The 13,118-nt window shown below is 42.0% G+C and carries 13 protein-coding genes; 8 read left to right on the top strand and 5 right to left on the bottom strand.

Annotated elements, in window-relative coordinates:
• The first annotated feature begins 112 nt into the window (after positions 1-112).
• The gene (gshA, locus tag J502_RS04780; RefSeq protein ID WP_005017771.1) at positions 113-1,690 is read left to right on the top strand and encodes a glutamate--cysteine ligase; all 1,578 of its coding nucleotides are present in this window, start codon (positions 113-115) and stop codon (positions 1,688-1,690) included.
• Between the two features lie 23 nt (positions 1,691-1,713).
• The gene (locus tag J502_RS04775) at positions 1,714-2,238 is read left to right on the top strand and encodes a disulfide bond formation protein B (protein ID WP_005024008.1); all 525 of its coding nucleotides are present in this window, start codon (positions 1,714-1,716) and stop codon (positions 2,236-2,238) included.
• A gap of 136 nt (positions 2,239-2,374) precedes the next feature.
• Here J502_RS04775 and J502_RS04770 read toward each other — a convergent pair whose 3' ends face one another.
• Complete coding sequence (locus J502_RS04770; protein ID WP_005404662.1) at positions 2,375-3,706, bottom strand: PGAP1-like alpha/beta domain-containing protein; 1,332 nt, start codon at positions 3,704-3,706, stop codon at positions 2,375-2,377.
• 224 nt (positions 3,707-3,930) lie between these two features.
• Between J502_RS04770 and J502_RS04765 the strand changes: the two genes are divergently transcribed.
• Together J502_RS04765 and parE are read left to right on the top strand one after the other, a co-directional pair.
• The gene (locus J502_RS04765) at positions 3,931-4,518 is read left to right on the top strand and encodes a YqiA/YcfP family alpha/beta fold hydrolase (RefSeq protein WP_005017776.1); all 588 of its coding nucleotides are present in this window, start codon (positions 3,931-3,933) and stop codon (positions 4,516-4,518) included.
• Positions 4,519-4,533: 15 nt separating this feature from the next.
• Complete coding sequence (gene parE, locus J502_RS04760; RefSeq protein WP_005017778.1) at positions 4,534-6,414, top strand: DNA topoisomerase IV subunit B; 1,881 nt, start codon at positions 4,534-4,536, stop codon at positions 6,412-6,414.
• 100 nt (positions 6,415-6,514) lie between these two features.
• On the opposite strand, the gene J502_RS04755 is transcribed toward parE, so the two are convergent.
• Positions 6,515-7,252: an outer membrane protein OmpK gene (locus J502_RS04755; RefSeq protein ID WP_005017779.1), complete on the bottom strand. Its 738-nt coding sequence runs from the start codon at positions 7,250-7,252 to the stop codon at positions 6,515-6,517.
• Positions 7,253-7,946: 694 nt separating this feature from the next.
• Here J502_RS04755 and J502_RS04750 point away from each other — a divergent pair.
• From J502_RS04750 to J502_RS04740, 3 genes are all read left to right on the top strand, one after another.
• A complete protein-coding gene (locus tag J502_RS04750) occupies positions 7,947-8,300 on the top strand; it encodes an HPF/RaiA family ribosome-associated protein (protein ID WP_005017781.1) in 354 nt (117 codons plus the stop codon).
• A 118-nt stretch (positions 8,301-8,418) separates the two neighbouring features.
• Positions 8,419-8,961, top strand: coding sequence for an ankyrin repeat domain-containing protein (locus J502_RS04745; RefSeq protein WP_005017789.1), 543 nt, complete (start codon positions 8,419-8,421; stop codon positions 8,959-8,961).
• A gap of 14 nt (positions 8,962-8,975) precedes the next feature.
• Positions 8,976-9,743 (top strand): transporter, encoded by a 768-nt coding sequence (locus tag J502_RS04740; protein ID WP_005017790.1) that lies wholly within the window; start codon positions 8,976-8,978, stop codon positions 9,741-9,743.
• A gap of 159 nt (positions 9,744-9,902) precedes the next feature.
• Here the strand turns inward: J502_RS04740 and J502_RS04735 are convergent, their stop codons facing one another.
• Positions 9,903-10,814 (bottom strand): alpha/beta hydrolase, encoded by a 912-nt coding sequence (locus tag J502_RS04735; protein ID WP_005017796.1) that lies wholly within the window; start codon positions 10,812-10,814, stop codon positions 9,903-9,905.
• Positions 10,815-10,973: 159 nt separating this feature from the next.
• Here J502_RS04735 and J502_RS04730 point away from each other — a divergent pair, with 159 nt between their 5' ends.
• Entirely contained in the window at positions 10,974-11,411 is a 438-nt protein-coding gene (locus J502_RS04730; RefSeq protein WP_005017798.1) for a DUF2147 domain-containing protein, read from the top strand.
• Between the two features lie 64 nt (positions 11,412-11,475).
• Here the strand turns inward: J502_RS04730 and J502_RS04725 are convergent, their stop codons facing one another.
• Together J502_RS04725 and J502_RS04720 are read right to left on the bottom strand one after the other, a co-directional pair.
• A complete protein-coding gene (locus J502_RS04725) occupies positions 11,476-11,832 on the bottom strand; it encodes a Spx/MgsR family RNA polymerase-binding regulatory protein (RefSeq protein ID WP_005404660.1) in 357 nt (118 codons plus the stop codon).
• Between the two features lie 447 nt (positions 11,833-12,279).
• Positions 12,280-13,101 (bottom strand): exodeoxyribonuclease III, encoded by an 822-nt coding sequence (locus J502_RS04720; protein ID WP_005017802.1) that lies wholly within the window; start codon positions 13,099-13,101, stop codon positions 12,280-12,282.
• Between the last annotated feature and the right edge of the window lie 17 nt (positions 13,102-13,118).

The raw sequence follows: 13,118 nt of genomic DNA, 5'->3' as shown, positions 1-13,118 counted from the left end.
ACGCAGTATAATTGCCGGAAAATCAGTTGACTGTCACAGTAGAGCGGGTAAATCGCGTTATACTGCATGACTTAGATGATTTGAATTAATAGTTTTTAAAAGTGAGCCATGTATGAGTCAACCCGAATCAATCTCTCAAGTTTTGATACCAACATGGGTAGATTCTTCGCTCTTCAAAGGCATGTTGCGCGGGGTAGAACGGGAAGGCCTGCGCATGCAAAGTAATGGGTTTATCTCTCAAGGTCCGCATCCACACAGCCTGGGGGCGGCGCTCACTCATCCGCATATTACCACTGACTACTCTGAAGCCTTGATGGAATTCATTACGGCCCCTCAACCCGATATTCAGGCCATGCTGGCTGAACTGACAGATATTCATGCACTGGTTTACCAGCATCTTGAACATCAGGAAAAACTCTGGCCGCTTTCAATGCCGTGTATGCTGGACCGTGAAGAAGACAGTATTCAGCTGGCACAATATGGCTCATCTAATATCGGCCGGTTTAAAACCCTATATCGCCGTGGCTTAGGGGTGCGTTATGGCCGGCGTATGCAGACTATTGCAGGCGTCCATTATAATCTTTCATTTCCCGATGAGCTCTTTGAACAGTTACAGCAGCATGAGCAAGACAAAGCCTTAACACAGCTAAGTCTGCAAGATTATCGCAGCCATCGTTATTTTGGCCTAATCCGCAATTTCATCCGCCTGACACCACTGGTAATGTATCTGGTGGGCGCTAGTCCGTCAGTATGTCAATGCTTCTTAACAGGTCGCGAACATCACTTGCTGCCACTGGTTAAAGGAACTTTATATCTTCCATATGCTACCGCATTACGCATGGGGCGTTTTGGCTACCAGAATTCGGCACAAAAACAACTTGGTATTCACTATAACAATCTGTCTGGCTACCTGGATGGTCTACAAAAAGCTGTGAAAACCCCTTACGCTCAGTTTAGCCGTCTGGGACTAAAAGACGCAGATGGTGAACCGCTCCAGATTAATGATCATGTACTCCAGATTGAAAATGAATATTACAGTCTGGTCCGGCCAAAACAAGTACCAAGAGATGGAGAAACACCATCTGAGGCTTTAGCAAACCGTGGTGTCGGTTATGTGGAACTGCGGGCCGTCGATATTAATCCTTATAATCCGATTGGTATTGACGAAAATACTGCTGGTTTCCTTGAAGTGCTGGCTTTATATTGTCTGCTAAAAGACAGTCCAGACCTGCTGCCAGAAGAACAGGACCAGATTGAAAATAATCAGGCTGAAGTGGTCAACCGGGGCCGTGCTCCCAACAGTCACATCACTGAACGTGGCCAGGAACAATCTTTGGAGCAATGGGCTCAGGCACATGTTGTGGCCATGCAGCCTCTGGCGGTATTGCTGGATGAGGGCTATCACACCCAGCTGTATAGCCATGCCCTGCAACTGATGCAACAGCGTATTCAACAGGTTGATGAGACCTTATCAGCCCATGTAATTGCCGATACGATAAAATGGGGTGGAACCTGGAATCTGGGTAGCCACCTTGCACAAGAACATGCCAATTTTTATGAACAGCATGCACTTACACCAGAGAAGCAGGAATACTTTACAAAACTTGCACAGACATCGCTAGAGCAGCAACAGCAGCTTGAAGCCGATACCCGTATCAGTTTTGAAGATTATCTTGCCCATTATCAATAGTGAAAATAACAAGAGGTTGATCCATGCAATGGGGTAGTTATCGCTTCGTAAATGGTTTATTGCTGATTGCCAGTATTGTAGGGATGGCATTTGCACTTTATCTGGAACATGTCAAAGGCCTGGAACCTTGCCCTTTATGTGTCTTCCAGCGAATTGGCCTGATTGCGATGGGCTTGGTTGCCTTGGTGGCAGTAATTCATAATCCGGTATCGAATATAGTCAAACGTCTTTACGCTTTTTTGGCGACCTTAGCCATGATCTGGTCTGTAGGTGTTGCTGCGCGACACGTCTGGTTGCAGCATTTACCACCAGATCAAGTGCCAAGCTGTGGGCCGGGACTGGACTATCTGGTAGATGCCCTGCCATTGAAAACCGTTTTTCAGCAGGTTCTGACCGGTTCGGGCGAGTGTGCCATGGTAGACTGGACATTTTTAGGTCAGTCGCTACCGTTTTGGTCACTGGTATTTTTCTGTATCTTGTTAATGCTATGCTTATGGCAGCTGGTACGTAATTATCCTTATAGCAAAGCAGTCAAGAAAAAATATTAATCTGGTTCTACCTGATAAGATATCGAAAGGCCAGCTTGGAATATATCAAGCTGGCCTTTCAAATTCAGATAATTAAATAATTTATGAGCCATAAATTATTTAAGAGTAGCAGTGGCTATTTTATACTTTTAATGTTTTATGTCTCAGCAATATCTTCAAGTTTTATATTTTCTGTGTGCAGAATGTAGTAATCTAAACGTGTATTTTCAAGCAGAGGATCAGGATAGAACCACTGTACAATCTGCTGAGCAACCTGAGTATGATACTGGATCTCAAAATGGTTCAAGCCGAAAAATACTGCCTTGTGGTGTTCAGGTACCTTGAGCTGGAAACGTGGATTGGGATGTTCTCCCAAGGCACTTTTAATACTCACCAAATAATCACCAATAATCTTTAAAGCGCGGCTGTTAATATGTTCTGCTTCAACTGTACCCGCTACAAAAAAGGCCTGAATATGTGAAGGCAGGGGCGCAGGTTTACGGCTGTCATCCATTGTTCCAATACGCGCATCTAAATATTCCCAGTCGTCATCACGAACACTGCCATGGCGCAAGTCAATAATTCCATTACTACGAATATTTACCAGGTTACCAATCATATTAATCAGGGGGAAACGTCCGAGCTTTTCCTGCAAGGTAAAACCAAAACGCTCTAGAACCGCGCCATGATGCGGCGACCCCAGACAAACCAGATTCCCTACTTTACTCAACCAGCCCTGCATATTTTGCTTGCCATAAAATAAGGCACTACGAGACACTAATCCTCCCATACTATGACCAATCAGGTCAATCTGGCTAATGTCAGGGTTACGCTGGATCAAGTCATTCAGTAAATTGGCAAAACTGCGCCCATTGGCAGAAATTCGCCGTCCCGTATTATAGTTTAAATAAAGCATAGTACCGGGATGCGGTTGTGTCAGCAGATGCGCACCAATACCTGTAAAATTTGAATTGGCCCAGGTCAGGTGGTTCATGCAGAGTCCATGTACAAAAATAACCACTTTACCTTTAAGCCGGCCCTGTTGTACCCGACCATGGTGTTCATACAGAACCATAGGAAGTGCGAGCGGATTTTGCTGTGCTAAAAGATAATCACCTAATACACCGTTCAATATACCAATTAGAGAATGTAATTGCGGTGTCAGGTCTTTGCGATGCAGGCCGGGAAAGTGCTCAATAACTTGACGTAAACCGGGCGCAAGAAAATAATGGCCATAGCGTTGCAGGGCCCGGTAAGAAAACTGGTAAATCTTTTCTACACGGGGCAGGGCCTGAAAATATCTGGACTGCTGTTCGCTCATGCCTAATGTGTTTAATAATAATTCACGGTGAATCATCTGCACCAGTTCATGTATACCGCTTAAACTGGTGGATGCCAGCTGTGCCAGTCCCTCTAAGAGATCTGCCTGACTGGGTGGCGTGCGGTCCCATCTACAATAGGTTTCATGCAGTGGCGTCAAACTTGGCATATTTATAGTCCTGATAGCCTGTTGGTTACATGTAGCCGGCTCTTTATTTTTTAAATATTTAAGAGTATAAAAACTACGCATCCCTGATGAACTAAACATACTGTGAATAGAGAGATGAGCTGCATTTTTTTGTCCAACAATCTGCTTTTTCCTGTAATGATCAATTTTTAGGAAGACACTCGGGTCTAAAATTTCGGACACATTAAGAGATAATAAATATTTTAATGAATATCATTTATTTACATGGCTTTAAAAGTAATTCGGACTCTATTAAAGGGCGGCTGCTTAAACAGTACTGTGCAGAGCATTTACCAGACATGAAGATCCATCTGCCTGACTTGAATATGCCGCCTGTCGAGGCATTAAAACAAATGTCTGAGCTGATTGAGGCTTTAGAAGATGTGGCTTTGGTAGGAAGCAGTCTGGGGGGCTTTTATGCGACACAACTGGTCGCTAAGCATAATATTCCAGCTGTACTGATTAATCCGGCTATGCGACCATGGTTACTCTTTCGGAAACTATTTGCTGTAGAATCCGTTCCCTATCCAGTGACCGAACACTGGACGCTTGATAATGCCCAGTTACAGCAGCTTGAACAGCTTGCAATTCCTTTTGCCCGGCATGCCGAAAAAGTTTTGGTATTACTGCAACAAGGTGATGAAGTTTTGGATTATCGAGAGGCCCAGCGTTATTATAGTGCGCCTGCACATTCATCATTAATTATGACTGAAGCGCATGGCAGCCATGGGATGGACAATTTTGCAGAAAAACTTCCCATGGTGCTTGAATTTTTATCGTATTCCATAAAATAAAGGAAATTGTACAACGTGTCTCAATATACGGCTCAATCACTTGAAGTTCTCTCTGGTCTGGATCCGGTCCGTCGCCGTCCAGGGATGTATACCGATACCACACGTCCTAACCATCTGGCACAGGAAGTGATTGATAATGCTGTAGACGAAGCACTGGCAGGACATGCTAACCAGATTGCGGTTAAGGTCTATAAGGATGGTTCATTGTCGGTTGAGGACAATGGGCGTGGAATGCCGGTTGATATTCATCCGGAATACGGTCAGAGTGGTATTGAAATTATTCTGACCAAACTGCATGCCGGAGGTAAGTTTAGTACCGATAACTACCAGTTTTCGGGTGGTCTGCATGGTGTAGGTATTTCTGTAGTGAATGCTCTTTCAACCCGGGTAGAGGTTGAAGTACAACGGCAGGGCAATCTTTACAAAATGGCTTTTGAACATGGAGAGCCGGTTGCACCCTTAGAAGTTCTAGAAGGTAAAGCACCTAAGCGCGCCAGTGGAACCACAGTTCGGTTTTGGCCAGAAACCAGATATTTTGACAGCCCAAAATTTGCCTTGAAGGCGCTCAAACATAATTTGAAGGCCAAGGCAGTATTGGCAGCTGGTCTGAAAATTAATTATATTGATGAAATTAATAATGAAAAAATAGAATGGCAGTTTGAAAACGGTCTGGTCGATTACCTTATGGATGAACTGCAGGAGCGGGAGATTGTTCCACAGCCTGCTTTTGTAGCAACAGGTGAGGCAGAACGAGCCAGTGCTGAATTTGCAATCTGCTGGAATACCGAAGGTGGTGAACAGATTCAGGAAAGTTATGTCAACCTGATTCCAACAGCTCAGGGAGGAACGCATGTAAATGGCTTGCGTTCAGGCATTACCGATGCATTACGGGAATTCTGTGAGCTGCGTAATCTATTGCCCCGTAATCTCAAGCTTTCGGCTGAAGACGTATGGGATGGGGTAAATTATATCCTGTCTTTAAAATTTCAGGAACCGCAGTTCTCTGGTCAGACCAAAGAACGTTTATCAAGCCGTGAAGCATCATCGATTGTGCAAAATATTGCTAAAGATGCTTTTACCCTATGGTTGAACCAGAATTCTGAAATTGCCATGCAACTGGCAGAAATGGCAATCTCTAAAGCTGGCCGGCGCCTGAAGGCGGCTAAAAAAGTCGAGCGGAAAAAAATTGTTTCGGGTCCGGCTTTACCTGGAAAACTGGCCGACTGTGCCGGCTTGACCCGTGAAGATAGTGAGCTATTTATTGTAGAAGGGGACTCAGCTGGCGGTAGTGCCAAACAGGCGCGAGACAAAAATTTCCAGGCAATCATGCCGATTCGGGGAAAAATTCTGAACACCTGGGAAGTATCTTCCGATGAAGTGCTTGGCTCTCAGGAAGTCCATGATATCGCAATTGCTATCGGGGTCGATCCAGGCAGTGATGATCTGTCCGAATTGCGTTATGGGAAAGTCTGTATTTTGGCTGATGCTGACTCGGATGGCCTGCATATTGCCACTTTGCTTTGTGCCTTATTTGTTAAACACTTTCCAGCACTGGTTGAAGAGGGTCACTTATTTGTAGCAATGCCACCTTTATTCAGGATTGATGATGGTAAGGATGTGCATTACGCTCTGGATGAGGATGAACTTGAAGCCATCCTGAAAAAGACCAAAACCAAGACTCCACAGATTACCCGTTTTAAAGGTCTGGGTGAAATGAATGCCAGCCAGCTTCGTGAAACCACCATGGATCCAAATACCCGTCGTCTGGTACAACTTGATCTGGACGATATTCAACTGACAGCGGGTTTGCTCGACAAATTACTGGCCAAGAAGCGTTCTAGTGACCGCAAGCACTGGCTCGAACAAAAAGGGAATCTGGCTGATATTGTAGTGTAGGCCAAGAAAAATCTGTCCAATGTAGAACTTTGATATAAGTTAAAAAATCAAAGTATTAAAAAGCAGAGCCTTGGCTCTGCTTTAAACATTTAATTATTGTTTAAAAATGGTATTTTACTAACGCACTTACGTTATTTTCGCGTACATCTGGTACACCGTATTTATTGTTCCAGAGAGAATATTCAATACCTAGGTAAAGACGGGTTTCAGGTGAAATATATTTACCGGCATTCCATTTAAGCTGGCTGGTCCAGTTCAGTTCACTTGCATGAGCTACTTCGTCATCTTCTGCAGTTGACCAGTCTAAAAATCCGTCAAACAGGAAGTCTTGGCTGCCTAATTTAAACGGTACTCCATAAGTGAGTGTCATCTGCCAGTCATCTTTCTGGATTTCATTATTTGCGCGATAAAAGTTGATGCTGGCATATTGAGTATAAGGAATAGCTAAATCAAAACCGATACCGTAGAGATAGTTATTAAAACTCTCAATTCCATCACCGCTATTGCCTTCCCAAGTGGTTGAAATCAGTACATCTTTAACTGGGCCGGCAGACAGTTTTTTACCCGAAACTTCGCCCAGGCTTAAGCGTGGAGAAAATTCAAAATAGGTACCTTTATCACCGCCGCTTTCAGTACGGTCTGCAAAAGCAAATACATCACCATATTGTAATTTGGCTGCATATTCAAAGGTTACAGTAGTTTGTTCCGGCTCTGTAGTAAGTTCATAGTTTTCACCGTACAGTCCGGTAATACTAAAATCCTGCCAGACTGGTTTGGCTTGAGCCATGGACGCAGTTGCTGCTAGAGCACATGCCAGTGCGATATGTGTAAATTTCATGTCAGTCTCTCCCCCGTAGACGGCATAAAGAATACACACTATTGTTTAAAAATAAAGACAAAATTTAAGCAGTAAAGAAAAAAAGTCCACCGAAGTGGACGCGCTAAAACAAATATAAGATAAACCAGGAATTAAAGCTGAAACTGAATGCATCAAGAATTTTAAGCGGAACTCTTGAAATTTTCCTTAAACTCTCTGGTTAAAAAACTGGCCCTTCTCTAGTTATCTGGAATAGGTCTGAAAAATTATATATTTAGATCATACCGATTATAAAACAAGTTGCAACCTTAATCTCTGTATTCTATGAACTCAAAACGAATCTTCTTATAAAGGGAGCATGTCTAACCGGTTCGAAAATATAGCAGAAGGTTCTTCAAAAACCACTATGGCTTATTAAAGCAGGATTTATGCATATATCTAAATAGGTTTGTAGGGAAAAGCGTGATGTGTTGTTACCGTTGTGTATGCTTTAGAAATTTTTACAGAATTCACTTGCATATTTTTAAACTTAGCCCGATATTGAAGATAACAGCATGAATAAAATTTTAGCGAGAATTGAGCTAAAACAGGAGGATAGGCACAAAAAACTGCTCGGCAAATCATTAAGTATTGTGTTTAAGTCACCCGTAATAATGTGTCAATTCCAACAAGTTTTGCACAGGTAAGATTCGACCAGAAAGAAGAGGATGAGATTATGAACATTGAAATCCGTACAGATAAAAATATTCAAAACAGTGAACGTCTGATTAGCTATGTGCGTGCAGAACTAAACCAAGAATTCGAACGCCACAATGAGCGAATTACTCATTTTTCAGTTCATATCACCGATGAGAACGGCTTAAAAGGTGGAGATGACGATATCCGTTGTATGATCGAAGCCCGTCCTTCCGGATTAAAACCTGTTGCAGTCAAGCATAAAGCACCGAGTGTCGATTTAGCCATTCATGGAGCTATAGACAAATTGAAACGTAGTCTCGAGCATTTAATTGAAAAAAATGAACCTCAGCGTGGTGGTACTCTCGAAATACCAGATGAATTACCTGAGTAAGAAAAAAAGCCCCTTAGGGGCTTTTTTATGGCTTATTATTTTTATTCAACAATTTCCTTTCAACAAATAAATAATTCTTCGGCATAATAGGAGAAAATTTCCTGTAGAGTGCCAAGATATGTTAACTGCCCCACAACAAGCCTTGATCCAGGCCATAGAAGAATTAGATCTGGAGCAGGTACAGCGTCTTTTAAATGAGGGGCTCGACCCGAATTTTATTGATCCTGAAAAAGGTCCTCCTATTTCAGTAGTATGCGATGGCCTGTTTCAATGGTGGGAAGACGTTTCAGAAGCTTATGCTTCTGATCAACCTTTGACAGAGCAGGAAAAACAGCAAAAATTACAACCACATTTGGCGATACTTGATGCTTTAATTGAAGCTAAAGCCAATTTACACCTATGGGATGCCGAAGAGTTTTATGGTCCACTCTGGGATGCTGCAAGTGCTGCCTGTACTCCTGCTATACAACGTTTACTTGACCATAAAGTAGATCCAAATACTCGTGATGAGGAAGGTCAAACTATTCTCACATCGATCAGCGAATTATTCTTTGACTGCGATTTTGATAAAATAGACTGGACACAGTCACTACCTGAAGAAAAAAATGCATTGGAACTGCTACGTCAAAATGGCGCAAAAATGTCGAAAGAATTAATCTGATTTTGAGTAATCTTATGAATTTATCTAAAACTTTATCTTTTGTTATGCTTTCTACTGTAGCCGTACATACGATGGCTGCCGATTTTTCTTTTGACCGCCCAAGTACAGGTTTTGGTACCAGTATTACACCAGTAGGCCAGCTTGCATGGGAACAGGGATTACCGACAGTAAGTTATGATAAAAGTTATCAGGCTGGCGAAAAACAGAGAGTATTAAATTTAAATGCCGATACACTTTTACGGACCGGTTTAATGCCTGACCTGGAATTACAACTAGGCTGGCAAGGACCAGCCTGGACCCAGACTAAATATAATGGCAAAACAACAGAAGATGACGGTTTGGGTGATATCAGTATTGGTGTAAAAAAAGCCATAGACTTAGGTGATGAGCGTCTATCGATGGCAATTCTGGCAGAAGCTGTTCTGGCAACCGGTAATAGTGGTTTTAGTAATGAAGATGATATTTATAGTCTGAGTTCTGCTGTTGCCTATGTTTATAATGATCTGGTTAATACTTCAATCACAATGCGTTATGAAGTACAAGATGGTAACTGGGCAGTTACTGCGGTACCTACATTTGAATATCAGATTGCTGGCAAGTTGTCCGGTTTTTCTGAATTCGTTTACCGTAAGGCAGAAAGCCGGTCAGATGAAACCTCTCTGGCTTCAGGCCTGATGTATCAAGTTAATAATCGTACCCAGCTGGATGCTAGCGTCGGGGTCGGCCTTGCAGGAGACACACCGGATTATCAGGGTGGTTTAGGTATTTCTTACCTGTTTTAGGAAGTAATACAGATAAGATTAGTGAAAAGCCGGCATTTATTTAAATGCCGGCTTCTGCTGATATTTGATATTAGTTATTATTAATAAACAGAATATAAAACTATATTGACTGTCCTATTGAATAATAAAATGACACTATCTTTCTGATTTTATTAAAAATCAGCTGCGATCAATTCGATGTGCAAATTCAGATAGGTCAGCGAGTGCCTGTTTACTTTCATCAAACCAGGCGCTGAACATTGAAAAGTTATGCCACATACCCGTATAAATTTTAAAATCTACCTCAACTCCAGCAGCTTCGGCCTTTTCCTTAAAACGCTGTGCATCATCTAGCAGAATTTCTTTAGAACCGACTTGAACCAGAGTTGGGGGTAAACCGCTGAAGTCACCAAATAAGGGTGAAACCTGTGGATCTGCTGTATCTATTGAAGGCGGTACATAGTATTCAATACCCCGTTCTAGTAATTCGACTGATAATAATGCATCAAGTTTACGGTTGTAGCGTAAGGATTCACTGGTCAAGGTCAGATCCAGAAATGGTGACATAAGTACCAGTGCACTCGGCAATGGTTGTTCATTCTGCTTGAGTCGTAAAATCAGTGCTAATGCAAGATTAGCTCCACAAGAATCACCTGACAAAATAATATCTTTGGGCTGAATATCTTGGTCGAGTAGAGTCTGGTAAATATCATATACAGCTTCCAGAGCTTCGGGGTATGGATGCTCTGGTGCCAAAGGATAGTCAATATGAACGACCTGCATCTGGGTTCGGGCAGCAAGCTCAGTCATAAAAGACCGGTGAGTAGCCAAACCTCCTAAAAAGAAAGCACCACCATGAATATGTAGAATCATCTGGGTAGCATTAGGTTGAGGCTTGATTTCTTCTGCGCGAACACCGGCTAACCGGAGTGCCCGGATCTCGACTTCAGGATTTTTGGGAAAGACTCGGCCCAACTGATTAAACGCAGTACGCAGTACAGGAAGAGGAAGAGCAAATTGGCTGGGTTTACGTACCAGCGATTTCAGCAGTGACTCGGCTAAAAATTGTTTAAAAATTGGGTCAATCTTCATACTTTTTCCATTATGGTGATTTACTATTTTTATTGAAGTGTATTTACCGACAGTTTTTACAAGCGTACACTAAACGGTCACATTCAAAAGTTGAATTCTTGTTGTGACTTCTTTAATACTAGGGTGGTCGACTAGTGCAGGACAAGGGAAGCTAGAAAAATGAAAAAAATCGCAATTGTGTTAGGACTGTTCAGCGTGACTGCTTTGGCAAATGCAGCTGATCCGCTTAATGGTACAGTATGGAAAACGATAGACGACCAGACTAATCAAGCGAAAGCCTTAGTCAAGTTTACTGAACAGAAAAATGGAACTCTGACAGCATCTATTCAGAATGTACTCACCAAAGGTGAGGAAAATGCCTGTACGAAATGTGAAGGTCCATACAAAAACAAGTCACTTAAAGGTTTAACCATTGTTCATAACCTGAAAAGTGTAGGTACCAATAAATATGATGGCGGTACCATTCTTGATCCGCAGTCAGGTAAAACCTATAAACTGAAAGGTGAGCTGGCTGAAGGTGGTAAAAAACTGAAATTGCGTGGTTATATCGGTGTATCAGCTCTAGGCCGTAACCAGACTTGGGTTCGCGCTAACTAAGCTTGAATTGAAGTCAAATTCCATAAAACTCCCGGCAAATTACCGGGAGTTTTATATTTTAAACTTAGCTTCTCTCAGCAAGCGTTCGATAAGAAAATTCATCAAAACCTACCACATAGCCTTGTGGTGTTTTTAATACCGGACGTTTGACCAAGCTGGTATGGGTGATTAAGGTTTGAAGCAGCTGCTCTTCACTCTCTAGGGCTTTCTGCTGCTCTGTTTCCGAAAGTTTTCGCCAAGTGGTTCCTTTTTTATTAAGAATTACATCAGCTCCCATCTGCTCCAGCCATTCCTTGAGAGTCTCTTTATCTATTCCCTGTTTTTTATAATCATGAAATTCATAGGGCAAGTTTAGTTCATTGAGCAGATCAAACGCTTTTTTCATTGAACTGCAATTTTTAATTCCATAAATTTTCAGCATATTACTATCTTTTTTAACCTTTTCGACAAGACTAAAGGTTAGCTAAAATTACTAGTATTGGCTATTCGATTAAAATTAAAGTTTTATGAAAGTGACACAGGACTGTCACATGAAAGACTTAAAATAATTTAATAAAGAAGTAAGATTTAAAAATATATGGATCAAGAGAGTTTTATAAAATGAGGGTCCTAAAATAGAGAAAACCCACATTTAATCATCCTGATCATGCGGGTCTCAAGCTAACGTCCATTGTCATTTCCTTAAAAAATAAGCTAAATCATTTAGATTATTTTCTTCATCCTACGGCTTCCGATCCTTTTCGTGTCATCCTGACCCATCCTTGTGCCGTAGCGGTATAATGCGCTTAAGCAGCTGTAATAAAAAGAAACAATAACTACAAATCATGTAGGACAAAAACTCACATTGAGTTTACATGTGTACACTAATTTAGTTTATTTTATAGTCGATTATGACTGGTGCATGATCACTAAACCATTGTTCTTTATATACCCAGGCATTGACTGTACGGTTTTTCCAGTCTGGTGAACAAGCTTGGTAATCAATTCGCCAACCTACATTTTTAGCACGGGCCTGACCACGGTTGGACCACCACGAATAAAGTTCTGCTTCTGGACGAACTTCACGGAATGTATCTACATAACCCAGTTCATCATAGATATGGTCCAGCCAGGCCCGTTCATGAGGTAAACATCCGGAGGACTTCTGGTTACCTGACCAGTTTTTAATATCAATACGTTTATGTACGATATTATAATCCCCACAGATAATGATAGATTTGCCTTCCTCTCGCCACTGCTTAAGGATTTTTTGATACTCTTCTAAAAAGTAATCTTTACGTGCCTGTGCTTCATCACCAGATGAACCTGATGGTAAGTAAAGTGAACAGATATAAACCGGATAGCCGAATCCTAAATCAAATTCAGCTGTAACAAAGCGGCCTTGGCTGTCAGCCAGTTCAAAACCTAGGCCATCTTTAACTGAAATAAAAGGCAGGCGGCTATAGATCGCAGTTCCAGCATAGCCTGGACGCTCAGCTGGAAACAGATGCGTGTACCAGCCTTCTGGTTTAAATTTATCGGTCCACTGCGCATGGGTAATCCGGCTCTCCTGCATGCAAATTACATCAGCATCAGACTGTTCCAACCATTCCAGCAGGCCTTTAGTCACTGAGGAACGTAAACCGTTTACGTTAATTGAAACCACACGTAGAATTTTTTGATCACCTGGATAGCTACTCTTTGGTATCATGCGCAAGTCTTACCTCA

The organism is Acinetobacter sp. 1294596, from assembly GCF_000582925.1.
GTDB lineage: Bacteria > Pseudomonadota > Gammaproteobacteria > Pseudomonadales > Moraxellaceae > Acinetobacter > Acinetobacter radioresistens.
Note: the sequence above shows the minus strand (reverse complement) of the source record. Positions and strands in the feature narration are given on the sequence as shown.

Coding starts and splice junctions, on each gene's coding strand:
- J502_RS04775 (WP_005024008.1), top strand. CDS start 1,714: ATGCAATGGGGTAGTTATCGCTTCGTAAATGGTTTATTGCTGATTGCC.
- gshA (WP_005017771.1), top strand. CDS start 113: ATGAGTCAACCCGAATCAATCTCTCAAGTTTTGATACCAACATGGGTA.
- J502_RS04740 (WP_005017790.1), top strand. CDS start 8,976: ATGAATTTATCTAAAACTTTATCTTTTGTTATGCTTTCTACTGTAGCC.
- J502_RS04730 (WP_005017798.1), top strand. CDS start 10,974: ATGAAAAAAATCGCAATTGTGTTAGGACTGTTCAGCGTGACTGCTTTG.
- J502_RS04725 (WP_005404660.1), bottom strand. CDS start 11,832: ATGCTGAAAATTTATGGAATTAAAAATTGCAGTTCAATGAAAAAAGCG.
- J502_RS04750 (WP_005017781.1), top strand. CDS start 7,947: ATGAACATTGAAATCCGTACAGATAAAAATATTCAAAACAGTGAACGT.
- J502_RS04735 (WP_005017796.1), bottom strand. CDS start 10,814: ATGAAGATTGACCCAATTTTTAAACAATTTTTAGCCGAGTCACTGCTG.
- J502_RS04765 (WP_005017776.1), top strand. CDS start 3,931: ATGAATATCATTTATTTACATGGCTTTAAAAGTAATTCGGACTCTATT.
- J502_RS04770 (WP_005404662.1), bottom strand. CDS start 3,706: ATGCCAAGTTTGACGCCACTGCATGAAACCTATTGTAGATGGGACCGC.
- J502_RS04755 (WP_005017779.1), bottom strand. CDS start 7,252: ATGAAATTTACACATATCGCACTGGCATGTGCTCTAGCAGCAACTGCG.
- J502_RS04720 (WP_005017802.1), bottom strand. CDS start 13,101: ATGATACCAAAGAGTAGCTATCCAGGTGATCAAAAAATTCTACGTGTG.
- J502_RS04745 (WP_005017789.1), top strand. CDS start 8,419: ATGTTAACTGCCCCACAACAAGCCTTGATCCAGGCCATAGAAGAATTA.